We start from the raw sequence: 24,381 nt of genomic DNA, 5'->3' as shown, positions 1-24,381 counted from the left end.
CGTCTGGCGCTGCGCTTCCTCTCGTGTTGAGAAGTTTGTAGTGGCATTAAAAGTAGTTCTGGTGATGAAGACAGAAGTACCAATGGGTTGCAGTACTGGTAGTAAGTGTGTGTTGTTGTTGTCGGTAGTAGCAGTAGCAGTTGGTTGTTGAAGTGGCAGTGGGTAGTTGCAGTAGTAGTTCGTAGTTGCAGTCTGGTAGTTGTTTGTTTTTGGTTGTTTGTTTTTGGTTGGTTGTTTTTGGTTGGTTGTTGTTGTGTTGTTGGAAGGAGCAGTACCGCTTGTTCTTGTACACACGCATCACGTGTCGAAACAGGCAAAAAAAGGCGACTGTCCGCGAGGACAGCCGCCTTTTCCATTTCAGGCCAATGTCAGCCGGTCATGCCGGCAAGATCACGCTGCGTGCTGCGACTTTCCCGTTTCCGGCGAACGCCAGCGCGTCAGCAAGTCGTTCCATTTGACTCGCACACCCTTCAGATTATTTTCCTTCACGTGCCCGTAGCCGCGGATGCCGTCCGGCAGATCCGCCAGTTCGACCGCCAGTTCACGCTTCTGCGCGGTCAGGGCGCCGATCAGCTCGCGCACCAGTGCCTCGTACTCGACGATCAACGCACGCTCCGTGCGACGCTCCTCCGTCTTGCCGAACACGTCGAACGCGGTCCCACGCAGGAACTTGAGTTTTGCGAGCACGTGCATGGCGCTGAACACCCAGGGTCCGTACTTCTTCTTCACCAGATGACCTTGTGCGTCTTTTTTCGAGAACGTCGGCGGCGCGAGGTGAATGTGCAGCTTCCAGTCGCCTTCGAAATTCGCCTTCAGTTTTTCGATGAACGCGGGGTCGCTGTAAAGCCGTGCGACTTCGTACTCGTCCTTGTAGGCCATCAGCTTGTGCAGATTCTTCGCGACCGCTTCGGTCAACGGCAACTGGCCGTCGATCGAATCGAGTGCCGATTCCGCCACGCGCACTTTCGACACCAAGGCGCGGTAACGGTCGGCATACGCCTCGTTCTGCCATGCCGCAAGGTAGGCGGCGCGCTTGTCGATCAGCGTGTCGAGCGCCTTCGGCGTGTGCAGCGAGATGATCTTGCTGCTCGTCGTTTCCGCTGCGGCACCGCGTCCTTGCGAGTGCGCGAACGTGCGCACCGAAGCCAGATCGTGCGCGGCACGACGGCCCCATTCGAATGCCGCACGGTTTTTCTCGATCTGCACGTTGTTCAGCTCGATTGCGCGCATCAGCGATTGATACGTCAGCGGTACCCAGCCGCGTTGCCACGCGTAGCCGAGCACGAACGGATTCGTGTAGATCGCATCGCCAAGCAGCGCGACCGCGAAGTGATTCGCATCGACCATATCGACGCCCTCGTCGCCTGCACCGGCACGCACGTCCGCTTCGGTGCTGCTGCCCGGGAAGCGCCAATTCGGGTTCTTGATGAGCTCAGCCGTCGGTGTGTGCGCGCTATTGAGCACGACACGGGTGCGGCCCACCTGCATCCGCGAAACACATTCGTCGCTGGCGGTTACGATCGCGTCGCAGCCGATCACGAGACTGGCTTCGCCCATTGCGATACGGGTCGCGTGAATGTCGCCCGGGTTCTGAGCGATCTGCACGTGGCTCATCACGGCACCGCCCTTTTGCGCGAGGCCGGTAACGTCGAGTACCGTGACGCCCTTGTTTTCCAGATGCGCGGCCATGCCGAGCAAGGCGCCGATCGTTACGACGCCCGTGCCGCCGACGCCTGTCACCAGCACCCCATAAGGGCGCGCGATCGACGGTAGTTCGGGTTCCGGCACTGGCGGCATCGCGTCACCGACAATGCCGGAAGCCGCCTTCGGCTTGCGCAACTGCCCCCCTTCGACGGATACGAAGCTCGGGCAGAACCCGTTCACGCATGAGAAGTCTTTGTTGCAGGTCGACTGATTGATCTGGCGCTTGGTGCCGTACTCGGTATCGAGCGGCTCGACAGACAGGCAATTCGACTTCACCGAGCAATCGCCGCAGCCTTCGCACACCGCTTCGTTGATCACGACACGGCGCGCCGGATCCGGATACGTGCCGCGTTTCCTGCGGCGGCGTTTCTCCGTCGCGCAGGTCTGGTCGTAGATCAGGATCGTTGTGCCGGAAATCTCGCGAAGCTGGCGCTGAACTTCATCGAGCTTGTCGCGATGGTGAATGTCGATGCCGGGTGCTAGACCGACGTTCGCGTTGTACTTCTCCGGTTCATCTGTGACGATCACGATCTTCGTCGCGCCTTCGGCGGCGAGTTGATGCGTAATCTGCGGCACGGTCAGCACGCCGTCGACCGGCTGGCCGCCGGTCATCGCGACCGCGTCGTTATAGAGAATCTTGTAGGTGATGTTCGCCTTCGAGGCGATCGCCGCGCGAATCGCAAGCAGGCCCGAGTGAAAGTAGGTGCCGTCACCGAGGTTGGCGAATACGTGCTTATCGTTGGTGAACGGCGCCTGGCCGATCCACGCGACGCCTTCGCCGCCCATCTGGCTGAAGGTGCTGGTGCTGCGGTCCATCCACACGGTCATGTAGTGGCAGCCGATGCCGGCCATCGCGCGCGAACCTTCCGGCACGTTCGTCGACGTGTTGTGTGGGCAGCCGGAACAGAACCACGGCTTGCGCTCGGCTTCGACGCGCGGACGCGCCAAGGCCTTTTCCTTCGCTTCGATTACCGCGATGCGCGTCGCAATGCGCGCGCGCACGTCGGACGGCAGATCAAACTTGTCGAGCCGCGTGGCGATCGCCTTGGCGATGATCGCCGGCGAGAGTTCGTAGTGCGCCGGCAGCAGCCAGTTGCCCATCGGCACGGACCATTCGCCACCCGCGCCGTCCTTTTCATCAAACTTGCCGAATACGCGCGGACGCTGCGCATCGGGCCAGTTGTACAGTTCTTCCTTGATCGCGTATTCGAGAATCTGGCGCTTTTCTTCAACCACCAGAATTTCATCGAGACCGCGTGCGAAGGCTTGCGCACCTTGCGCCTCGAGCGGCCATACACAGCCGACCTTGTACAGACGGATACCGATGCGTGAGCAGGTTTCGTCATCGAGACCGAGATCGGTCAGCGCCTGACGCACGTCGAGGTATGCCTTGCCGCCGGTCATGATGCCGAAGCGCGCATGCGGTGAATCGATTTCGACGCGGTCCAGTTTGTTCGCACGCACATATGCAAGCGCCGCGTACCACTTGTAGTCGAGTAGACGCGCTTCCTGCACCAGCGGCGGATCCGGCCAGCGGATGTTCAGGCCGCCTTCGGGCATCGCGAAGTCGTCCGGCAGAATGATTTTCGTGCGGTGCGGATCGATGTCGACCGAAGCCGACGATTCGACCACGTCGGTCACGCACTTCATCGCGACCCACAGGCCGGAATAACGGCTCATCGCCCAGCCGTGCAGGCCGAAGTCCAGATATTCCTGCACGTTCGACGGGAACAGCACCGGCAGGCCACAGGCCTTGAAGATGTGTTCCGACTGGTGCGCGAGTGTCGAGGATTTTGCGGCGTGGTCGTCGCCGGCGAGCACGAGAACGCCGCCGTGTTGCGCCGAGCCGGCCGAATTGCCGTGCTTGAAGACGTCACCGGAACGGTCGACGCCCGGGCCTTTGCCGTACCACATCGAGAACACGCCATCGTACTTGGCGCTGGGGTACAGATTGACCTGCTGTGAACCCCACACGGAGGTCGCCGCGAGGTCTTCGTTGACGCCGGGCTGGAATACGACCTGGTGCGCGGCGAGATGTTGCTTCGCTTTCCACAAGGATTGGTCGAGTCCGCCGAGTGGCGATCCGCGGTAACCGGAGATAAAGCCGGCGGTATTGAGCCCGGCCGCCCCGTCGCGTTCCTGCTGGAGCATCGGCAGACGAACCAGCGCCTGGATGCCGCTCATGTACGCGCGGCCGCGTTCGAGGGTGTATTTGTCGTCGAGCGTGACGGAAGATAGCGCGGCTTCGAGCGAGGCTCGCTGACCTGCGTCTAGCGGGGCATTCATTATGTGTACTCCTCCAACCAGTTTGGGATCACCAAAACTTTTTTTGGCCGCGGCATCTTGTGAACGCTTGGGGCCGGGGTCGCCATATTGACGTGTTTTAAGTGATGGTAGCACTGGTGAAAACCCGCCGCAGCGCGCCAGAAAGGCGACATTGCAGCGCTCGACTTGCGTTGAACGCGCCGAGCGGCTTCCTGTGGCGCAATCACCCTGTAACAAGCTGTAAAAACTACAAATCTGGGGAACCGCAGTTGAAATGTCTGTCTAACACCCCACCTGCGAGCGATGTCTGCGCAACGCTCCGCATTCGGTGGAGCTTCAGGACAGCAGGGCAGTTAGAAAAGGAGTACGCATGAACACTAGAAACATCCAGACCTTCCTGATGGTTTCGGCCGCATTTTTCGCCATGAGCGCACCGGTGCGCTCGAATACAGGCTCGAGCAGCGCAGGGGCGCTGTCGAATGCGATCACCAGCACGGCGCAGGTCGCGCCGGCACGCATTGCGGTGGAGCGCATTGCACGATCCACAAAGGCCGACGAGGAAGACCAGAATTCGTGATGCATCGCTGAAGCGGCGCATCGGTTGAAAATCGGCAGTTGTCCGGGCTTCGGACAGCGGCATAAACGACGAAGGGCGAGGATCGCAAGATCCTTCGCCCTTTTTAATATCTCTCAGATTCCGTGTGGACCGTTACCCGTTGGTCATTAGGCCTTGTCCTGAACCACGCCACGGCGGATCTGATCCAATTCGATCGATTCGAACAGCGCCTTGAAGTTGCCCTCGCCGAATCCTTGATTGCCCTTGCGCTGGATGATCTCGAAAAAGATCGGTCCGATCTGGTTTTCGGTGAATATCTGCAGCAGCAAGTCGTCCGGCGCGCCGTCGATCAGGATCTTGCGCTTACGCAATTCGTCGAGCGGCTCGCCGTGATTCGGCACACGCCGATCGACCAGTTCATAGTACGTGTCGATCGTATCGAGCAGCGAGATGTTCGCCGCGCGCAAACCGTCAACCGTGCGGTAGATGTCGTTGCTGCCCAGCGCGATATGCTGGATGCCTTCGCCGTGGTACTGGTCCAGATACTCCTGGATCTGACCGGCTACGTCTGACCCTTCCTCATTGATCGGAATGCGGATTTTGCCGCACGGCGAGGTCATCGCCTTCGATTTCACGCCGGTCACTTTGCCTTCGATGTCGAAGTAACGCACTTCCCGGAAATTGAACAGACGCTCATAGAACTCCGCCCATTCCTGCATGCGGCCGCGATGGACGTTGTGCGTCAGATGGTCGATGTAGGTCAGACCGTGGCCGACAGGGTTCGGGTTCGCGCCCGGGATCGGTTCGAAGTCGACGTCGTAAATATCGATGTTGCCGATAGTGCCCGACTCAGCACCGTTCTTGCCGCGCCAGCGGTCGACAAAATAGATCAGCGAGTCGCCGATGCCCTTGATCGCCGGGATGTTCAGTTCCATCGGGCCGGTCTTGTTATCGAAGCCCCAGGCGCCTTTTTCCAGGGCCTGCTGGTAAGCCTTCGCCGCGTCCTGCACACGGAACGCGATGGCGCAGATCGACGGGCCATGCAGGCGCGTGAAACGTTGCGCGAACGAATCCTGTTCCCCGTTGACGATGAAGTTGATTTCACCCTGGCGATACAGCGTCACGTCTTTGTGACGATGCCGGGCGACAGCGGTGAAGCCCATCTGTTCGAACAGCTTGCCGAGCGCCTTCGGATCCGGTGCGGTGTATTCGATGAATTCGAAGCCGTCCGTGCCGACCGGGTTTTCCCAAGTTGAAACCTGCATTGTCTGTCTCCCATGAGCGCCGGCGCGGGGTATGCGAGTTGGCGCGACTGAATGACGCAAGTGTAAAGGCCGGCTGGCGACGAAAACTTGCGAACTTAACCGCGCGCCGATACGCTTGGGCTATTTTATAGCTCAATTTATCGCATGGACGGCAGAAAATGGCCAAAATAGAGATAGACGCCATCGATAGACGCATTCTGGCAATCCTTCAGGAGAATGGCAGGCTGTCGAATCAGGAGATCGCCGAGCGCATCAACCTGTCACCGAGCCCGTGTCTACGGCGTATCCGTCGGTTGGAAGAGAGCGGGGTGATTCGCGGCTATGTCGCGTTACTCGATGCGCAAAAGCTTGGGCTCGATCTGCTCGCCTACGTCAACGTGCGACTGGAAAAGCGCAGCGGTCCAGGACTCAGTCCGCGCGGCGACGCTACGCATGCCGATCTGTTTCGCGCGGCAGTGCAGACGTGGCCGGAAGTGGTCGCATGTCACGCGATGACGGGCGACATGGATTACCTGCTGCGTGTGCAGGTCGAGGATATGGCGCACTTTTCACGCTTCGTCCAGGACCAGTTGCTGCACCATCCCTCAGTAATCGACGTGAAGACGAGCTTTTCGCTCGAGAAGTTCAAGGAGACGACGGCGCTACCGATTTTGTGAGCGCCAGGCGATGGTTAGGCGACGGGCAAACAAAAAGGGCAGCCGTGAGGCCGCCCTTTTTTGCCTGAAGCGCGGACCGGTTAAGCGGCCTCTGCTGCCGGCATGAACGATTCGAACAACTTCGACGCCTGACGTGCCTGGCGCTTGAGTGCGTAGTCGAACACGGCGGCTTGCTCCTGCAGCATTTCAGCGATGATGCTCGTTTGGTCCGCCGGCGACAGCGTCAGATAGGCGTCTGCTTCGCCGTACGCGTATTCGATCTTCATGCCGGCCTTCTTCGCGATGTGCATCATGGTCGAATTGCGCGACAGGCAATGCATGTAAAGCGTGGTGACATGCGTATTGCGGCTGCGGATGGCGGCGCGCTCGAAGAGCTTCGAGCCAATACCTTGCCCGCGAACGCTTTCCAGCACCGACACGCCGAATTCAGCGGTGCGCTTGTCGCCTTCGGCCGGCAGATACGCCAGATGGCCGACGCCGGTGAGTTGCAACTGACTGTCGAACACGCCGAAGACCGTGTCGCGCGTGAAATCGATCGCGCGGACGTAGTTTTCAATGACGTGGTTCGGCACGATCTGGCCGAAGCGCAGAAGGCGGTCGTCTTCGCCGAGCGCGAGGAAATGGGTCAGCAGCCGTTCGCGATCAATGGCGGTGAGCTCACGGACCAGAGCAGGCGCACGACCGCCTGGCTGCAACGGACGATCGTGCGCGACGATCGGCTCAGCGGCGCGGGGTGTAATCATGTTCATGGTCGGGTTCTCCTTTTAATCGAGCGGTATGGTGCACCGCAAAAACGATTTTAGCGGATATGCCGATCTCGTACTAGGGAAAACCCGTATCAAAAACTGAGGGCAATGTCTAGAAAGTTAGCGCCCTATTTTTAAAGCATTGATTATTAATCAGAAATAAATTGAACGGGCGTTCGCGACAAGATGTCGCGCCTAGGCAACTCGTGGCAATTATTTCCTCTGAACAATGCTGCCGTGCGCAATCAGCCTTCGGCAGAACTCAGTCCGTGATCCACCATATCGACTACCTGCTCGGCGAATTCCCGGTAGCCCATCCGGCCGTCCGGCTTGAGCCACGTGAACGTCCAGTTGATCATGCCGAACACCATCATCGTTAGCGCGGTCTGGTTTTCGCGAGTGGCGCGTTGCGGATAGGCGCGCGCCAGTTGCCGCGCAAATGCCGCGACAACGTCGCGTTGGCGGTTCAGGATGACCTCGCGCTGGGTATCGACCAGATACTTCACGTCGTTCAGGAGCGCGACGTGCCGGCTGTGCGACGTCTCGTACTCGGATAGAAACGCCCGGATCAGCTCGGCGAAGGTGTCCCGCTCGGACAGTCCGCGGCGTTGGCTCGCGCCTTCCACCTCCGCGATGATCAGCATCAGCCGCTTTGTGTAGCGGTCCAACAGATCGAACAGGATCGCTTCCTTGCTCGCGTAATAGTGGTACAGGCGCGCTTTCGAGGTGCCGCTCGCGGCCGCGAGATCGGCCATCGAGGTGCTCGGGTAGCTGGTCTGGGCGAATTTCTCCGCGGCGAGTTCGAGAATCTGGTCGCGTTGGGTTTCGTGGTCGGGGGCTCGGGTGCGGGCCATGGTTGTCTATTTTATTAGTGTGGACAGGGGGCAAACGCCGCAGATAGTTCCAGCGTGCGCCATGTGCTCGCGTCGCCACGCAGCTTGATGCGACGGATTGCGGCCAGTTCGCGGAAGCGCCACAGCACGATGCTGTCGCTCACCAGATAACTGAGTTCGGCGGTCATCAGTTCCGCAGCAACGCGTGCGGCGGGCTGCCAGTCACCCGTGACGTGATCGAGAATCAGTGCGTCCAGATCGGCGAAGTTGCCGCTCGTGAAAGTGTTGTCGCGCCAGCGGCGCGTCTCGCCGTTTGCGTGCTTGGCTTCCTGCCATTCGAGCGCGAGTCGGCTGATGCGCAGAACTGAAATCGGCGCCGCGTCGTGTAGACGCCCTTGCAGGACAGTCGGCGCGAACATGCCGACGGACGTCGCGCGATCTTTGCGGCTGTGCGCCCATGCGCCCGGATCGGTGAGGTCGCGAATCGACAGACGCACTTCATTCAGCCGTTGCGGGCTGTTGCGCAGGTAGTAGCAGACGCGGCGCAGCATCAATTGATCGGCAGCGCTTTCGCCGTGCCAGACCACCAGGTTCGCGTCGCCCCGCGCGATGTTCTCTAGCGCTGCGGCCTGCTCGCGGAACTCGCGAAGAAAATCGCGCCTCGTGTCCGCGCTGACACGGTCCCAGAACTCTGCTCGCACGTCGGGTCCGTCGTCGATGCCGCGCAGAGGACCAACCGCCAGATCGTCGCGCAGTGCGTGCACGCGATCGCGGCCCGCCTCGGCTAGCGCGGCGCGCAGTGATTCGGCGGCGACATCGCCGTTGGTGAGGTGGATGGTGCTCATCGGCAGTGGCTTGGGCTGGCAAAAACGCAAATAGCAAAAGGGGTCGCTCATCGATCGGGACAGATGTCCGATCGCAAGCGGCCCCTAGTGTAAGCGCATCGCGGACCTGCTGAAAGCGTTGCGGGCGTCGCATGGCCACCCGCCGCGCTCGACTCAACGCTCGTCGTAACTCACCACCACGCGATCGCTGATCGGATGGCATTGGCAGGTCAGCACGAAACCGTCGCGGATTTCGTGTTCTTCCAGGGTGTAGTTCTTTTCCATCTTCACCTCGCCTTCGAGCACCTTGGCGCGGCAGGTGCAGCAAACGCCGCCCTTGCACGCGTAAGGCAGTGCGAGGCCGGCACGCAAGCCAACGTCGAGCACGCTTACGCCCTGATACGGCAGGCGCAGCTTGCGCCTTTTCCCGTCGAGGACGATTTCGAGGTCGGCGGCCGGGGTGTCGTCGGTGATTTCGACCGGCGGCACGCCCGCTTGCGGCAGCGGCGAACCGAAGCGTTCCACATGCACTTTCGCCGAAGGCACGCCTGCGGCTTTCAGCGCGGCTTCGGCCGCATCCATCATCGGGCCAGGGCCGCAGATGAAGGCTTCGTCGATTGCATCGGCCGGAAGCAGGTTTTCGATGAAGGCGGCGCACTTCTCCTGGTCGAGCACGCCGTTGAACAACTCGACGTCCTGCAAGTCGTCCGACAGCACGTGATAGAGCACGAAGCGGTTCATGAAGCGGTTCTTCAGATCTTCGAGTTCTTCCGCGAACATGATCTGATCGACGCTGCGATTGCCGTACACCAGCGTGAAGGTGCTGCGCGGCTCGACTTCCAGCGTGGTCTTGATGATCGCGAGTACCGGCGTGATGCCCGAGCCGCCGGAAAACGCGATGTACTGCTGGCCCTGGTCGGCATTGAGGTGGGTGAAGAAGCGGCCGTCCGGCGTCATCACGTCGAGGGTGTGGCCGGGTTGCAGCGTGTCGAACGCGAAGTTCGAGAAACGCCCGCCGCGCACGCGCTTGATGCCGATGCGCAGTTCGCCGTCGCGATCGTAATCGGTGACGCCGACGCAGATCGAATACGAACGGCGCGTTTCCTCACCGTCGATGTGTGTTTTCAGCGTGACGAACTGGCCCTGCGTGAAGCGATAGTGGTCGCGCAGCTCGACAGGGACTTCGAAGGCGACCGAGACCGCGTCGGCGGTTTCCGGCCGCACTTCGCGGATACGCAGCGGATGAAATTGCGGGGTAGCCATATCAGTATGGTTTGAAGTAGTCGAAGGGTTCGCGGCAGTCGATGCAGCGGTACAGGGCCTTGCAGGCCGTCGAGCCGAATTGCGCGAGACGCTCGGTGTGGGCGGAGCCGCAACGGGGGCACGACGGCGCCGGCAGCGCGCGCGGCATGAAACGCAGCACTTTTTCCTGCACCGGCGCGGCTGAACCGCAATTGCCCGTGGGCGGCGCGATGCCATAGGCGCGCAATTTTTCGCGCGCGTCGGCGGTCATCCAGTCGGTGGTCCAGGCTGGCGCCAGCACAGTGGCGATCCGATACGGCTTCAGCTCAGCCACATCGAGCGCATGGGCGACGTCTTCGGCGATCTGCGACATCGCCGGGCAACCGGAATAGGTCGGCGTGATCACAACTTCGAGCGTGCCGTCGACGGCGCGGCGCACGTCGCGCAAAATGCCGAGTTCACGAATCGATACCACCGGGATCTCTGGATCTGGCACCGTTTCGAGCACGGCCCATGCGCGCTCGAGCGTGGCGTCGGCGGTAGGCATGGCAGTCGAGGTCGTCATCGTAAAGTTCCGTCGGGTTCCGGTTGAGCGCTTACCAGGTGGCGCCGGGATGCTGACGCGCGAGGCTTTGCATTTCGGCCAGCACGAAGCCCATGTGCTCCGAGTGCTCGCCATGCTTGCCGGCCGTGATGTGCTTGACCGCTTCGGGGAGCTTGAGTGTGGCTTGGTCGAGCGTGGCCTCTACGTCTTCGAGCCATGCTCCCTCGAGGTCCGAAGTCAGCGGCCCGATGCCGGCGGCGGCGATGGCTTCCTCCACGGCGTCCGCACTGAAAAACTCGCGCGTGTACGGCAGCAGATAGTCGAGTGCGGCTTGCGCGCGGCGATGCGACTCCTCCGTGCCGTCACCGAAACGGATCAGCCATTCGCTCGCGTGGTGCACGTGATAGCTAGTTTCCTTGATCGACTTTGAGGCGATCGCTGCAAGCTGTTCATCTTTCGACATAGTGAGGGCCGTCCACAGATGCGCCATCAGCGTCGAGTACAGGAAATTGCGCGCGATCGTGACCGCGTAGTCCTTCTCGGCTTGCGCGGTACCGGCGAGCGGGCCGTAGTGCGGCAACTCGGCCAGCGTGTAGTTGGCGAACTCGCGCTCGGCACGGAAGTAGGCGTAGTCGTCTTCCGTGCGGCTTTTGCCGGTGAGTTGCTGTTCCAGCGAGGCGGCGTGCGTGTACAGCAGGCGCGCCTGGCCGATCAGATCCAGACTCATGTTCGACAGCGCGATGTCCTCTTCGAGGATCGGGCCGTGACCACACCACTCGGCATTGCGCTGACCGAGGATCAGCGCGGTGTCCGCGAGGCGCAGCACGTACTGCAGATGTTGGGGCGTGATGGTCATGGCCGCGCTTACATGTGGTTGACTTCGTCGGGGAGCGTGTAGAACGTGGGGTGGCGATAAATCTTGTCGCCAGCCGGTTCGAACAGCTCAGCCTTGTCTTCCGGCGCGGACGCCGTGATCGCCGACGACGGCACCACCCAGATGCTCACGCCTTCCTGGCGGCGCGTGTAGACGTCGCGCGCCATGCGCAGCGCCATCGGCGCGTCGGCGGCATGCAGGCTGCCGCAGTGTTTATGGTCGAGTCCCTGCTTGCTGCGCACGAAGACTTCCCAAATCGGCCATTCCTTGTTCATTGCTGATCTCCTGATACTTTGTCTGGCTTGTTGCCGCGGTTAGGCAGCTTGCTGTTGCGCGCGCTGGCGCTGCTTTTCGGCATGAGCGAGGGCGGCTTCGCGCACCCAGGCGCCGTCGTCGTGTGCCTTCACGCGGGTCGCGAGACGTTCGCGGTTGCATGGGCCGTCGCCATTCACGACGCGCCAGAACTCTTCCCAGTCGATATTGCCGTAGTCGTGGTGGCCGCGCGCTTCGTTCCACTTCAGGTCTGGGTCCGGCAGCGTGACGCCGAGCACCTTGGCCTGGTCGACGGTTGCGTCGACGAATTTCTGGCGCAGATCGTCGTTCGAGATGCGCTTGATGCCCCATTTCGACGACTGGCTGCTGTGGATCGAGTCTTTGTCGCTCGGGCCGAACATCATCAGCACCGGCCACCACCAGCGGTTCACGGCTTGCTGGACCAACTCGCGTTGCGCTTCGGTGCCGCTCATCATCGACATCAGCGCGTCGAAGCCCTGGCGCTGGTGGAACGACTCTTCCTTGCAGATACGGATCATCGCGCGGGCATAAGGGCCGTAAGTGCAGCGGCACAGCGGAATCTGATTCATGATCGCCGCGCCGTCCACCAGCCAGCCGATCACGCCGACGTCCGCCCACGTAGGCGTCGGGTAATTGAAGATGCTCGAATATTTGGCTTTGCCCGAGTGCAACGCGGCGATCAACTGATCGCGCGACACGCCCAGCGTTTCGGCCGCGCTATATAGATAGAGGCCGTGGCCGGCTTCGTCCTGCACTTTGGCCAGCAGGATCGCCTTGCGCTTCAGGCTTGGCGCGCGTGAGATCCAGTTGCCTTCCGGCAGCATGCCGACGATTTCAGAATGCGCGTGCTGCGAGATTTGCCGCACCAGCGTCTTGCGGTAGGCCTCAGGCATCCAGTCCTGAGCTTCGATCTTGCCGTCGGCGGCCATGACCGCGTCGAATTGCGACTGCTCGGGTGAACTCGCTGCCGCGTCGAGCGGGGCGACATTGCCGGGGATATCCAGGGATTGCGTGTACATGGGGACGCTCTCAGCGGAAGTTGTCTGTGTGTGCGCAGTATAAACCAACCGACCGGTCGGTTAATAAATTTTTTGAGACGAATGGCTCTTTCCGATAGGGACACCTTGGGTTCGTCGCCAAGGTGTTTCGCGAGCGTTGCCGCCCCCGCACCGACACATAACCTATAAAATTGCGAATTGGCCGCGATTTGCGGCCTTCATGCATCCCCCGGTACTCATGTTACGTCTAAGCGAAATTAAACTCCCGCTCGATCACCCCGAAAGCGTTCTCGAAGCCGCCGTCCGCGCGCGCCTCGCTGAACTCGGCGTGGGCGAGGACGGGCTCATCCGATACACCGTGTTCCGCCGCGCGCACGACGCCCGCAAGCGCAGCGACATCAAACTCACTTACATCGTCGACGTCGAGGTGAAGGATGAGCCGGCCGCGCTCAAGCGGCTCGCCGACGTGCCCCACTGCGCTGTGACGCCGGACATGACGTACCGTTTTGTCGCCAAAGCACCGGCGCAGCTGACTTCCCCGCGCCCGGTCGTGATTGGCATGGGGCCGTGCGGTCTGTTTGCCGGGCTGATCCTCGCCCAGATGGGCTTTCGTCCGATCATTCTCGAGCGCGGCAAGGCCGTGCGCGAGCGCACCAAGGACACTTTCGGGCTGTGGCGCAAGTCGGTGCTCAATCCTGAATCGAATGTGCAGTTCGGTGAGGGCGGCGCGGGCACGTTCTCGGACGGTAAGCTTTACAGTCAGATCAAGGATCCGAAGCACTACGGCCGCAAGGTGCTCGATGAGTTCGTCCGTGCGGGAGCGCCGGAGGACATTCTCTTTCTGAGCCGGCCTCATATCGGCACGTTCCGCCTCGTCAGTATGGTCGAAAAGATGCGCGCGACCATTCATGAGCTGGGCGGCGAGGTGCGTTTCGAGACGCGGGTCGACGATATCGAAATCGATCAGGGCAAGGTCCGCGGGCTCAAGCTGTCGACGGGCGAGCATTTGCGCTGCGACCACGTGGTGCTGGCGGTTGGCCATAGCGCGCGCGATACCTTCCAGATGCTGAGCGACCGCGGCGTCTATCTCGAAGCGAAGCCGTTTTCGCTCGGTTTCCGGATTGAACATCCGCAAGGGTTGATCGATCGCAGCCGTTTCGGCAAGTTCGCGGGTCACAAGCAACTCGGCGCCGCCGACTATAAGGTTGTGCACCACTGCAGCAATGGGCGCGCGGTTTATAGCTTCTGTATGTGTCCTGGCGGCACGGTGGTCGCGGCGACTTCCGAGCCGGGCCGCGTGGTGACCAACGGCATGAGCCAGTACTCACGGGCCGAGCGCAATGCCAATGCTGGGATTGTCGTCGGCATTACGCCGGACGATTATCCAGGCGGCCCGCTCGCCGGCATTGCGTTCCAGCGCAAATGGGAAGAGCGGGCGTTCGAGTTGGGCGGCGGCAACTATATGGCGCCGGGCCAGCTGGTCGGCGACTTTATTGCCGGGCGGCCGTCTACGTCGCTGGGTTCGGTGGTGCCGTCCTACAAGCCGGGCGTGCATCCCACCGATCTCAGCACAGCGCTGCCGGATTACGTGATCGAAGCGATCCGCGAAGCGCTGCCCCAGATGGACAAGAAGATTGCAGGGTTTGCCATGCATGACGCGGTGTTGACGGGTGTTGAGACGAGAACGTCGTCGCCGATTCGCGTGCGGCGACGGGATGACTATCAGAGCATGAATGTCGAGGGTTTGTATCCGGCCGGCGAGGGCGCGGGGTATGCCGGCGGGATCTACTCGGCGGCCATCGACGGGATCGAAGTGGCCGAAGCGCTTGCGCTGAAGATGGTTGGAGTGCCTGCGGCGGCGTGATGAGTAGTGCGTCTGTGCGAGTGGCGAATGGCTGCGGGGCAGGCGGGTTCATGTGGGTGAAGCGCTATGCGTCGCCTGGCGGAACGACTGCTTCGCGGACATCGCGCCTGGAGTCCCGGTGAGGGCTCTCCAATGCCGGGCGAGCCGAATACGTCCTGTTGCGCGTGGTGCGCCCAATACCCATACCGCCACTTGCGGTACGTTCGACACCGCGACCCTGCGACCAGGCGCGGGTGATCGAACGATAGCGTTCGCGCGGTCAGCCGCGGCAGTGATGGCGATCGGGCACAATGCACGTTTCGCCTCGAACTGACCACCCGAATGACCATTCGCACTCTGGCTGCCGCATGTAGCGCGGCGCTGCTTTGCCAATTCGCCGTTTCCCCGACTGTTTTTGCCGCTGACGCCCCGACGCACTGGGTCACCGCATGGGCGACGGCGTTGCAACCCATTCCCCAACGGTCGGATTTGCCACCTCTATATCGCGCCCCCGAGGTAGCAGGGCGAACGGTTCGCCAGATCGTCTATCCGACGCTGTCCGGTAAAACCGCACGGGTCCATCTCAGTAACGAGTACGGCAAGACGGCACTCGTCATCGAGGAGTTGCGCATTGCGCGCTCGGCCGGTGGCGCCGCAGCGCTGGGCAACGGGGAGGCGCGCGTGACGTTTGGTGGCAAGAGTTCGGTGAGCGTACCGCCGGGCGCCGAGTTGGACAGCGACCCGGTTGCAATCGACATCGCTGAGGGCGCACCTTACGCGATCAGTGCGTTCATGGGGCCGGAACAGCGGATCGTGGCATGGCATCGCGTCTCGAATCAGCTGAATTACGTTTCCGTACCGGGTAATCACGCTGCCGATACCTCCGCCGACTCGTTTCGTGGCCGATTCACGCAATATATGTGGGTGACGGGTTTGTCGGTGGATGCGCCGTCATCGGCTGCCGTCGCCGCAATCGGCGACTCGATCACTGACGGTATGCGTTCGAGTCTGAATCAGAACCGGCGCTGGCCGGACGCGCTGGCTCGCCGATTCGTCAGCACTGGCGACCACTCGACGGCGATCGTTAATCTTGGCATCAGCGGCAATCGCTTGTTGAGCGACTCGCCCTGCTACGGGGATGCGCTTGTCCGACGGTTTGACCGGGACGTGCTGGAACGCCCGGGCGTCAAGACGGCGATTCTTCTGATCGGAATCAATGACATCAACTTCGCGGAGATGCCAGCGCGTAGCGGCCTCGACTGCGACTTTCCGCATACCTCGGTGACAGCCGCCGACCTGATTGCCGGCTACCAGCGCGTGATTGCGGACGCACGGCACCATGGCGTGAAGGTGTTCGGCGCAACGTTGACGCCGGCATCGCTACCCGCGCCGCGGGAGACTATCCGCTTGGCGGTCAACCTGTGGATTCGAAGCAGCCACGCTTTCGACGGCGTTGTCGATTTCGACGCTGCGCTACGCGACCCGACGCAACCGGATCGTCTGCAGCGCGCCTTTGACAGTGGCGACCATATCCATCCCAGTGACGCGGGGTACACCGCAATGGCCGAAGCGGTTCCGGTGGCCGCTTTAGTGAATTCAACCCGGAAGTGAGTCGCCAAAAAAGATTTTCGTCAAACCCTTGTCACATGGCTGATGTTCGCCTATAGTTCGCCTCCTCGTTTGCGAACGAGGGCCGCGGCGGAAACCAGCGGCTGTAGCGTCAACAACGTTTTAAGCGAAAGCAAAAAAATGTTGTTGACGAAACGAAAAAGAGCCTTCATAATCTCGTTTCTCTGCTGCTGATGCAGCGACGCAGAACGAAGCGGTGCCGGGTGGTTGATGATTGATGTCAATGCCTCGCGGTGCAGGTTCGGTGGTGAATGCGGACTCGATCTTTAAAAATTAACAGCCGATAAGTGTGGGCGCTTGATGCGCGACGCGAGCCGGACTCTTCGGGGTCTGGCGACAAGCGAAAGTATCAAGTCTCACACGAGTATTAAAGGAAGGTTTTCCTGCCGGGGTGGATTCACGCCGGCAGGAGGATCATTCGTCAGTACGTTGAGTGAGCGACCGGTCTCGGAAGAGACCGAAAAACAGTAACAGGTTTGAACTGAAGAGTTTGATCCTGGCTCAGATTGAACGCTGGCGGCATGCCTTACACATGCAAGTCGAACGGCAGCACGGGAGCAATCCTGGTGGCGAGTGGCGAACGGGTGAGTAATACATCGGAACGTGTCCTGTAGTGGGGGATAGCCCGGCGAAAGCCGGATTAATACCGCATACGCTCTACGGAGGAAAGGGGGGGATCTTAGGACCTCCCGCTACAGGGGCGGCCGATGGCAGATTAGCTAGTTGGTGGGGTAAAGGCCTACCAAGGCGACGATCTGTAGCTGGTCTGAGAGGACGACCAGCCACACTGGGACTGAGACACGGCCCAGACTCCTACGGGAGGCAGCAGTGGGGAATTTTGGACAATGGGGGAAACCCTGATCCAGCAATGCCGCGTGTGTGAAGAAGGCCTTCGGGTTGTAAAGCACTTTTGTCCGGAAAGAAAACCTCTGCCCTAATATGGTGGGGGGATGACGGTACCGGAAGAATAAGCACCGGCTAACTACGTGCCAGCAGCCGCGGTAATACGTAGGGTGCAAGCGTTAATCGGAATTACTGGGCGTAAAGCGTGCGCAGGCGGTCCGCTAAGACAGATGTGAAATCCCCGGGCTTAACCTGGGAACTGCATTTGTGACTGGCGGGCTAGAGTATGGCAGAGGGGGGTAGAATTCCACGTGTAGCAGTGAAATGCGTAGAGATGTGGAGGAATACCGATGGCGAAGGCAGCCCCCTGGGCCAATACTGACGCTCATGCACGAAAGCGTGGGGAGCAAACAGGATTAGATACCCTGGTAGTCCACGCCCTAAACGATGTCAACTAGTTGTTGGGGATTCATTTCCTTAGTAACGAAGCTAACGCGTGAAGTTGACCGCCTGGGGAGTACGGTCGCAAGATTAAAACTCAAAGGAATTGACGGGGACCCGCACAAGCGGTGGATGATGTGGATTAATTCGATGCAACGCGAAAAACCTTACCTACCCTTGACATGTATGGAACCTGGCTGAGAGGTCGGGGTGCCCGAAAGGGAGCCATAACACAGGTGCTGCATGGCTGTCGTCAGCTCGTGTCGTGAGATGTTGGGTTAAGTCCCGCAACGAGCGCAACCCTTGTCCCTAGTTGCTACGCAAGAGCACTCTAGGGAGACTGCCGGTGACAAACCGGAGGAAGGTGGGGATGACGTCAAGTCCTCATGGCCCTTATGGGTAGGGCTTCACACGTCATACAATGGTCGGAACAGAGGGTCGCCAACCCGCGAGGGGGAGCCAATCCCAGAAAACCGATCGTAGTCCGGATCGCACTCTGCAACTCGAGTGCGTGAAGCTGGAATCGCTAGTAATCGCGGATCAGCATGCCGCGGTGAATACGTTCCCGGGTCTTGTACACACCGCCCGTCACACCATGGGAGTGGGTTTTACCAGAAGTGGCTAGTCTAACCGCAAGGAGGACGGTCACCACGGTAGGATTCATGACTGGGGTGAAGTCGTAACAAGGTAGCCGTATCGGAAGGTGCGGCTGGATCACCTCCTTTCTCGAGCTAACGTGTCGAACGTTGAGCGCTCACGCTTATCGGCTGTGAACAGGACAGACTCAGGGGTCTGTAGCTCAGTTGGTTAGAGCACCGTCTTGATAAGGCGGGGGTCGATGGTTCGAATCCATCCAGACCCACCACTGTTTCTGCGGTGGCTGCGCTGATCACTGAACCCCCTGGGGCTATCAATATACGGATAGCAGTATCCGTGTATGACTGGGGGATTAGCTCAGCTGGGAGAGCACCTGCTTTGCAAGCAGGGGGTCGTCGGTTCGATCCCGTCATCCTCCACCAATCTTCAATGCCGGTTTTACTGCAGCGGCCCTGAAAGGGATTTGCGGTGTAGTGAAACAGGCATTGGCGATTGAGCCAGTCAGAGTGATACGCGGTTATAGCAACCGCGCTATCGGCTGTCGTTCTTTAACAATCAGGAAGAAGTAGTAAAGAGATTCACGAAAGGACATCTAGAGATGGGTGTGTGAGTAGGTGAATCAGGGTTGTGATTGTATCAATGTATGAAAAGGGGAATCGAAAGATTGCTCTTGGAATACGGCGCAACACGAATACTCAACCTGTAGCGACTGTGACGAAACACTTCATTCCCCGTGGATGCAGTGCGAGACACACCCGTTATAGGGTCAAGCGAACAAGTGCATGTGGTGGATGCCTTGGCGATCACAGGCGATGAAGGACGCGGTAGCCTGCGAAAAGCGGGGGGGAGCTGGCAAACGAGCTTTGATCCCCCGATGTCCGAATGGGGAAACCCACCTCTTTTGAGGTATCCGTAGCTGAATACATAGGCTACGTGAAGCGAACGCGGTGAACTGAAACATCTAAGTAACCGCAGGAAAAGAAATCAACCGAGATTCCCAGAGTAGTGGCGAGCGAAATGGGACCAGCCTGTACTCTTTATCTTCATTGTTAGTCGAAGGCTCTGGAAAGTGCCGCCATAGCAGGTGATAGCCCTGTAGACGAAAACAGCGAGGAAGAACTGGGTGTACGACAAGTAGGGCGGGACACGTGAAATCCTGTCTGAAGATGGGGGGACCATCCTCCAAGGCTAAATACTCGTGATCGACCGATAGTGAACCAGTACCGTGAGGGAAAGGCGAAAAGAACCCCGGGAGGGGAGTGAAATAGATCCTGAAACCGCATGCATACAAACAGTAGGAGCCTCCTTGTGGGGTGACTGCGTACCTTTTGTATAATGGGTCAGCGACTTACATTCAGTGGCAAGCTTAACCGATTAGGGCAGGCGTAGCGAAAGCGAGTCCGAACAGGGCGATTCAGTCGCTGGGTGTAGACCCGAAACCAGGTGATCTATCCATGGCCAGGATGAAGGTGCGGTAACACGTACTGGAGGTCCGAACCCACTAACGTTGAAAAGTTAGGGGATGAGCTGTGGATAGGGGTGAAAGGCTAAACAAACCTGGAAATAGCTGGTTCTCTCCGAAAACTATTTAGGTAGTGCCTCGTGTATCACCTTCGGGGGTAGAGCACTGTCATGGTTGTGGGGTCCATTGCGGATTACTACGCCATAGCAAACTCCGAATACCGAAGAGTGCAATCACGGGAGACAGACATCGGGTGCTAACGTCCGGTGTCAAGAGGGAAACAACCCAGACCGCCAGCTAAGGTCCCCAAATATTGCTAAGTGGGAAACGAAGTGGGAAGGCTAAAACAGTCAGGAGGTTGGCTTAGAAGCAGCCATCCTTTAAAGAAAGCGTAATAGCTCACTGATCGAGTCGTCCTGCGCGGAAGATGTAACGGGGCTAAGCAATATACCGAAGCTGCGGATGCACATTTATGTGCATGGTAGGAGAGCGTTCCGTAAGCCTGCGAAGGTGCATTGAAAAGTGCGCTGGAGGTATCGGAAGTGCGAATGCTGACATGAGTAGCGATAAAGGGGGTGAAAGGCCCCCTCGCCGTAAGCCCAAGGTTTCCTACGCAACGTTCATCGGCGTAGGGTGAGTCGGCCCCTAAGGCGAGGCAGAAATGCGTAGCTGATGGGAAGCAGGTTAATATTCCTGCACCATTGTTAAATGCGATGGGGGGACGGATCGCGGAAGGTTGTCCGGGTGTTGGAAGTCCCGGTCCTTGCATTGGAGAAGGCGCTTAGGCAAATCCGGGCGCGGAATTCAAGGGTGCGAGGCCATTCACTTCGGTGAAGAAGCAACTGGAAGTGGTTCCAAGAAAAGCCTCTAAGCTTCAGTTTAACAAGACCGTACCGCAAACCGACACAGGTGGGCGAGATGAGTATTCTAAGGCGCTTGAGAGAACTCGGGAGAAGGAACTCGGCAAATTGGTACCGTAACTTCGGGATAAGGTACGCCCCTGTAGCTTGATGCGCCTGCGCGCAAAGGGTGAAGGGGTTGCAATAAACTGGTGGCTGCGACTGTTTAATAAAAACACAGCACTCTGCAAACACGAAAGTGGACGTATAGGGTGTGACGCCTGCCCGGTGCCGGAAGATTAAATGATGGGGTGCAAGCTCTTGATTGAAGTCCCGGTAAACGGCGGCCGTAACTATAACGGTCCTAAGGTAGCGAAATTCCTTGTCGGGTAAGTTCCGACCTGCACGAATGGCGTAACGATGGCCACACTGTCTCCTCCCGAGACTCAGCGAAGTTGAAGTGTTTGTGATGATGCAATCTCCCCGCGGCTAGACGGAAAGACCCCATGAACCTTTACTGTAGCTTTGCATTGGACTTTGAACCGATCTGTGTAGGATAGGTGGGAGGCTATGAAGCGTGGACGCCAGTCTGCGTGGAGCCGCCCTTGAAATACCACCCTGGTTTGTTTGAGGTTCTAACCTTGGTCCGTTATCCGGACTGGGGACAGTGCATGGTAGGCAGTTTGACTGGGGCGGTCTCCTCCCAAAGTGTAACGGAGGAGTACGAAGGTACGCTAGGTACGGTCGGAAATCGTGCTGATAGTGCAATGGCATAAGCGTGCTTAACTGCGAGACCGACAAGTCGAGCAGGTGCGAAAGCAGGTCATAGTGATCCGGTGGTTCTGTATGGAAGGGCCATCGCTCAACGGATAAAAGGTACTCTGGGGATAACAGGCTGATACCGCCCAAGAGTTCATATCGACGGCGGTGTTTGGCACCTCGATGTCGGCTCATCTCATCCTGGGGCTGTAGCCGGTCCCAAGGGTATGGCTGTTCGCCATTTAAAGAGGTACGTGAGCTGGGTTTAAAACGTCGTGAGACAGTTTGGTCCCTATCTGCCGTGGGCGCTGGATATTTGAAGGGGGCTGCTCCTAGTACGAGAGGACCGGAGTGGACGAACCTCTGGTGTACCGGTTGTCACGCCAGTGGCATCGCCGGGTAGCTATGTTCGGAAGAGATAACCGCTGAAAGCATCTAAGCGGGAAACTCGCCTTAAGATGAGATATCCCCGGGGCTTCGAGCCCCTTGAAGGGTCGTTCAAGACCAGGACGTTGATAGGTCAGGTGTGGAAGCGCAGTAATGCGTTAAGCTAACTGATACTAATTGCCCGTAAGGCTTGATCCTATAACAGGTGTGTCTCGACCAGCGCTTACGCTGGTCCGATCCCCGAAGGGGATACGTGTGAACCCCCGGATGGGGGAGCAGAACACACAGGTTGAGATCGATGTTGTGCACGATACGCACAACCCAAAGTAATACCGAGAGGCATCCTCTCAGCTACTTCTTCCAGATTGGTTGTATTGCTCCACGAGCAGTACGGCAACAAGTCATGCCTGATGACCATAGCGAGTCGGTCCCACCCCTTCCCATCCCGAACAGGACCGTGAAACGACTCCACGCCGATGATAGTGCGGATTCCCGTGTGAAAGTAGGTAATCGTCAGGCTCCCCAGCAGCACCAGAAACCCCACCCCGCAACGGTGGGGTTTCTGCGTTTACGGTCGGAGTTGGAATCACTATATAAGTGAGAGCTATGAGTTTGGAACGGTCAAGCAAGCCTTGACAGAAAGCGGTTGTTCCCTCATAATCATCAGTTCTCTGCGGAGGGGTGCCCGAGCGGCTAAAGGGGGCAGACTGTAAATCTGTTGGCTTACGCCTACGTTGGTTCGAATCCAACCTCCTCCACCAGAATGCAAGCTGTAGCAGTAGTTGGGAATCCATGGATCCTTGCGGGTGTAGCTCAATGGTAGAGCAGAAGCCTTCCAAGCTTACGACGAGGGTTCGATTCCCTTCACCCGCTCCAGCAACAAAGAAGTAGCGCCCATGTGGCTCAGTGGTAGAGCACTCCCTTGGTAAGGGAGAGGTCGGCAGTTCGATCCTGCCCATGGGCACCAGAAGTACTCGGTGATTGTTTGCGCGCGGCGCAACGTACGGATAAATCCTCTTAGGAGTCGAAAATGGCCAAGGGTAAGTTTGAGCGGACCAAGCCGCACGTGAACGTCGGCACGATCGGTCACGTTGACCACGGCAAGACCACGCTGACGGCAGCGATCACGACGGTGCTGACCAAGAAGTTTGGCGGCGAAGCAAAGGCGTATGACCAGATCGACGCGGCGCCGGAAGAAAAGGCGCGTGGTATCACGATCAACACGGCACACGTCGAGTACGAAACGGCTAACCGCCACTACGCGCACGTCGATTGCCCGGGCCACGCTGACTATGTGAAGAACATGATCACGGGCGCAGCACAGATGGACGGCGCGATCCTGGTGTGCTCGGCCGCAGACGGCCCGATGCCGCAAACGCGTGAGCACATCCTGCTGGCGCGTCAGGTTGGCGTTCCGTACATCATCGTGTTCCTGAACAAGTGCGACATGGTGGACGACGCTGAGCTGCTGGAGCTGGTCGAGATGGAAGTTCGCGAACTTCTGTCGAAGTACGACTTCCCGGGCGACGACACGCCGATCATCAAGGGTTCGGCCAAGCTGGCGCTGGAAGGCGACACGGGCGAGCTGGGCGAAGTGGCGATCATGAACCTGGCCGACGCGCTGGACACGTACATCCCGACGCCGGAGCGCGCAGTTGACGGTGCGTTCCTGATGCCGGTGGAAGACGTGTTCTCGATCTCGGGTCGCGGTACGGTGGTGACGGGTCGCGTTGAGCGCGGCGTGGTGAAGGTCGGTGAAGAAATCGAAATCGTCGGTATCAAGCCGACGGTGAAGACGACCTGCACGGGCGTGGAAATGTTCCGCAAACTGCTCGACCAGGGTCAGGCAGGCGACAACGTTGGTATCCTGCTGCGCGGCACGAAGCGTGAAGACGTGGAGCGTGGCCAGGTTCTGGCGAAGCCGGGTTCGATCAACCCGCACACGCACTTCACGGCTGAAGTGTACGTGCTGAGCAAGGACGAAGGCGGCCGCCACACGCCGTTCTTCAACAACTATCGTCCGCAGTTCTACTTCCGTACGACGGACGTGACGGGCTCGATCGAGTTGCCGAAGGACAAGGAAATGGTCATGCCGGGCGACAACGTGTCGATCACGGTGAAGCTGATCAATCCGATCGCGATGGAAGAAGGTCTGCGTTTCGCAATCCGCGAAGGCGGCCGTACGGTCGGCGCAGGTGTGGTTGCCAAGATTCTCGAGTAACGCCAGAAAGTTCTCGTTGATCGGTAGTTTCGGGGTTGGCGGTGTCGTCAACCCCAAAATGGTTTAGGGGTATAGCTCAACTGGCAGAGCGTCGGTCTCCAAAACCGAAGGTTGGGGGTTCGATTCCCTCTGCCCCTGCCAACTCTCGCGTCATATATGGCGCTTCGTTAAGGTGTTATGGCGAATCCTTCCGTCGAAACTGTAAATACATCCGGCGACAAGCTGATGCTCGTCGCGGGCGTATTGTTGGTCTTGGCCGGGTTCGTGGGGTTCTTCTGGCTCAGCGGCCAGGAATGGTACGTCCGCGGAGCCGCCTTGGCTGTTGGCGCTATCGCGGGTGTTGCAGTCGGTCTTCTCTCCGCGCCTGGCAAGGGTTTCATCGCTTTCGCCAAAGACTCGTACAAAGAAGTTCGCAAGGTTGTCTGGCCGACTCGTAAAGAGGCTACCCAGACAACACTCGTAGTGTTCGGCTTCGTGTTTGTCATGGCGATCTTTCTTTGGATTAGCGATAAATCCATCGAATGGGCGATTTTCTCGGTGATTCTGGGTTGGAAATGAT

General features: G+C 59.2%; 16 protein-coding genes, 6 tRNA genes and 3 rRNA genes. 15 read left to right on the top strand and 10 right to left on the bottom strand.

All coding sequences use genetic code 11. The features are described 5' to 3' along the window. Nucleotides 1–390: 390 nt before the first annotated feature. Nucleotides 391–3,990, bottom strand: coding sequence for an indolepyruvate ferredoxin oxidoreductase family protein (locus PQQ86_RS18385; RefSeq protein WP_408269368.1), 3,600 nt, complete (start codon nt 3,988–3,990; stop codon nt 391–393). Between the two features lie 349 nt (nt 3,991–4,339). On the opposite strand from PQQ86_RS18385, the gene PQQ86_RS18380 reads away from it, so the two are divergent. Continuing rightward, the gene (locus tag PQQ86_RS18380; RefSeq protein ID WP_408202636.1) at nt 4,340–4,546 is read left to right on the top strand and encodes a hypothetical protein; all 207 of its coding nucleotides are present in this window, start codon (nt 4,340–4,342) and stop codon (nt 4,544–4,546) included. Nucleotides 4,547–4,692: 146 nt separating this feature from the next. Here PQQ86_RS18380 and hppD read toward each other — a convergent pair whose 3' ends face one another. Next, a complete protein-coding gene (gene hppD, locus PQQ86_RS18375) occupies nt 4,693–5,790 on the bottom strand; it encodes a 4-hydroxyphenylpyruvate dioxygenase (protein WP_408202637.1) in 1,098 nt (365 codons plus the stop codon). A gap of 158 nt (nt 5,791–5,948) precedes the next feature. Here hppD and PQQ86_RS18370 point away from each other — a divergent pair, with 158 nt between their 5' ends. Then, a complete protein-coding gene (locus PQQ86_RS18370) occupies nt 5,949–6,446 on the top strand; it encodes an Lrp/AsnC family transcriptional regulator (protein WP_408202638.1) in 498 nt (165 codons plus the stop codon). A gap of 80 nt (nt 6,447–6,526) precedes the next feature. Here PQQ86_RS18370 and PQQ86_RS18365 read toward each other — a convergent pair whose 3' ends face one another. The 8 genes from PQQ86_RS18365 to paaA form a co-directional block, all read right to left on the bottom strand. Beyond that, nucleotides 6,527–7,195 (bottom strand): GNAT family N-acetyltransferase, encoded by a 669-nt coding sequence (locus PQQ86_RS18365; protein ID WP_211706195.1) that lies wholly within the window; start codon nt 7,193–7,195, stop codon nt 6,527–6,529. A gap of 242 nt (nt 7,196–7,437) precedes the next feature. Next, the gene (locus PQQ86_RS18360) at nt 7,438–8,046 is read right to left on the bottom strand and encodes a TetR/AcrR family transcriptional regulator (RefSeq protein WP_408269361.1); all 609 of its coding nucleotides are present in this window, start codon (nt 8,044–8,046) and stop codon (nt 7,438–7,440) included. Between the two features lie 14 nt (nt 8,047–8,060). Then, nucleotides 8,061–8,870 carry a DUF1835 domain-containing protein gene (locus PQQ86_RS18355; protein ID WP_408269358.1) on the bottom strand — a complete coding sequence of 270 codons (810 nt, stop codon included), beginning with the start codon at nt 8,868–8,870 and terminating at the stop codon, nt 8,061–8,063. Between the two features lie 153 nt (nt 8,871–9,023). Beyond that, nucleotides 9,024–10,112 (bottom strand): 1,2-phenylacetyl-CoA epoxidase subunit PaaE, encoded by a 1,089-nt coding sequence (gene paaE / locus PQQ86_RS18350; protein WP_408269355.1) that lies wholly within the window; start codon nt 10,110–10,112, stop codon nt 9,024–9,026. 1 nt (nt 10,113) lies between these two features. Continuing rightward, a complete protein-coding gene (gene paaD / locus PQQ86_RS18345) occupies nt 10,114–10,656 on the bottom strand; it encodes a 1,2-phenylacetyl-CoA epoxidase subunit PaaD (RefSeq protein ID WP_408269351.1) in 543 nt (180 codons plus the stop codon). A gap of 31 nt (nt 10,657–10,687) precedes the next feature. After that, complete coding sequence (paaC, locus tag PQQ86_RS18340; RefSeq protein WP_408269348.1) at nt 10,688–11,491, bottom strand: 1,2-phenylacetyl-CoA epoxidase subunit PaaC; 804 nt, start codon at nt 11,489–11,491, stop codon at nt 10,688–10,690. Between the two features lie 8 nt (nt 11,492–11,499). Next, nucleotides 11,500–11,784, bottom strand: a complete 285-nt coding sequence (gene paaB, locus PQQ86_RS18335; protein WP_007179854.1) for a 1,2-phenylacetyl-CoA epoxidase subunit PaaB — start codon at nt 11,782–11,784, stop codon at nt 11,500–11,502. A 39-nt stretch (nt 11,785–11,823) separates the two neighbouring features. Continuing rightward, nucleotides 11,824–12,822: a 1,2-phenylacetyl-CoA epoxidase subunit PaaA gene (gene paaA / locus PQQ86_RS18330; RefSeq protein ID WP_408269345.1), complete on the bottom strand. Its 999-nt coding sequence runs from the start codon at nt 12,820–12,822 to the stop codon at nt 11,824–11,826. Between the two features lie 217 nt (nt 12,823–13,039). Between paaA and PQQ86_RS18325 the strand changes: the two genes are divergently transcribed. From PQQ86_RS18325 to secE, 13 genes are all read left to right on the top strand, one after another. Then, complete coding sequence (locus PQQ86_RS18325) at nt 13,040–14,665, top strand: NAD(P)/FAD-dependent oxidoreductase (protein WP_408269341.1); 1,626 nt, start codon at nt 13,040–13,042, stop codon at nt 14,663–14,665. 321 nt (nt 14,666–14,986) lie between these two features. Then, a complete protein-coding gene (locus PQQ86_RS18320; RefSeq protein WP_408269338.1) occupies nt 14,987–16,255 on the top strand; it encodes an SGNH/GDSL hydrolase family protein in 1,269 nt (422 codons plus the stop codon). 496 nt (nt 16,256–16,751) lie between these two features. Beyond that, nucleotides 16,752–18,282: ribosomal RNA gene (locus PQQ86_RS18315) — 16S ribosomal RNA — on the top strand. A gap of 63 nt (nt 18,283–18,345) precedes the next feature. Further along, nucleotides 18,346–18,422: transfer RNA gene (locus tag PQQ86_RS18310), tRNA-Ile, on the top strand. Nucleotides 18,423–18,500: 78 nt separating this feature from the next. Next, nucleotides 18,501–18,576 (top strand) — tRNA-Ala (locus tag PQQ86_RS18305). Nucleotides 18,577–18,918: 342 nt separating this feature from the next. Beyond that, nucleotides 18,919–21,799 (top strand): 23S ribosomal RNA (locus PQQ86_RS18300). A 208-nt stretch (nt 21,800–22,007) separates the two neighbouring features. Then, a 5S ribosomal RNA gene (gene rrf / locus PQQ86_RS18295) occupies nt 22,008–22,120 on the top strand. Together the 16S, 23S and 5S rRNA genes with 5 tRNA genes alongside form the textbook arrangement of a ribosomal RNA operon. Before the next feature lie 156 nt (nt 22,121–22,276). Then, nucleotides 22,277–22,362: transfer RNA gene (locus PQQ86_RS18290), tRNA-Tyr, on the top strand. A 41-nt stretch (nt 22,363–22,403) separates the two neighbouring features. After that, a tRNA-Gly gene (locus tag PQQ86_RS18285) sits at nt 22,404–22,477 on the top strand. Between the two features lie 16 nt (nt 22,478–22,493). Then, a tRNA-Thr gene (locus tag PQQ86_RS18280) sits at nt 22,494–22,568 on the top strand. A 63-nt stretch (nt 22,569–22,631) separates the two neighbouring features. After that, complete coding sequence (gene tuf / locus PQQ86_RS18275) at nt 22,632–23,822, top strand: elongation factor Tu (protein WP_063497539.1); 1,191 nt, start codon at nt 22,632–22,634, stop codon at nt 23,820–23,822. 65 nt (nt 23,823–23,887) lie between these two features. After that, nucleotides 23,888–23,963: transfer RNA gene (locus PQQ86_RS18270), tRNA-Trp, on the top strand. A 36-nt stretch (nt 23,964–23,999) separates the two neighbouring features. After that, nucleotides 24,000–24,380, top strand: a complete 381-nt coding sequence (gene secE, locus PQQ86_RS18265) for a preprotein translocase subunit SecE (RefSeq protein ID WP_046567533.1) — start codon at nt 24,000–24,002, stop codon at nt 24,378–24,380. Nucleotide 24,381: the final 1 nt, after the last annotated feature.

The organism is Paraburkholderia sediminicola, assembly GCF_046026675.1.
Classification (GTDB): domain Bacteria; phylum Pseudomonadota; class Gammaproteobacteria; order Burkholderiales; family Burkholderiaceae; genus Paraburkholderia; species Paraburkholderia sediminicola_F.
This window is presented reverse-complemented; position numbering and strand designations above follow the sequence as displayed.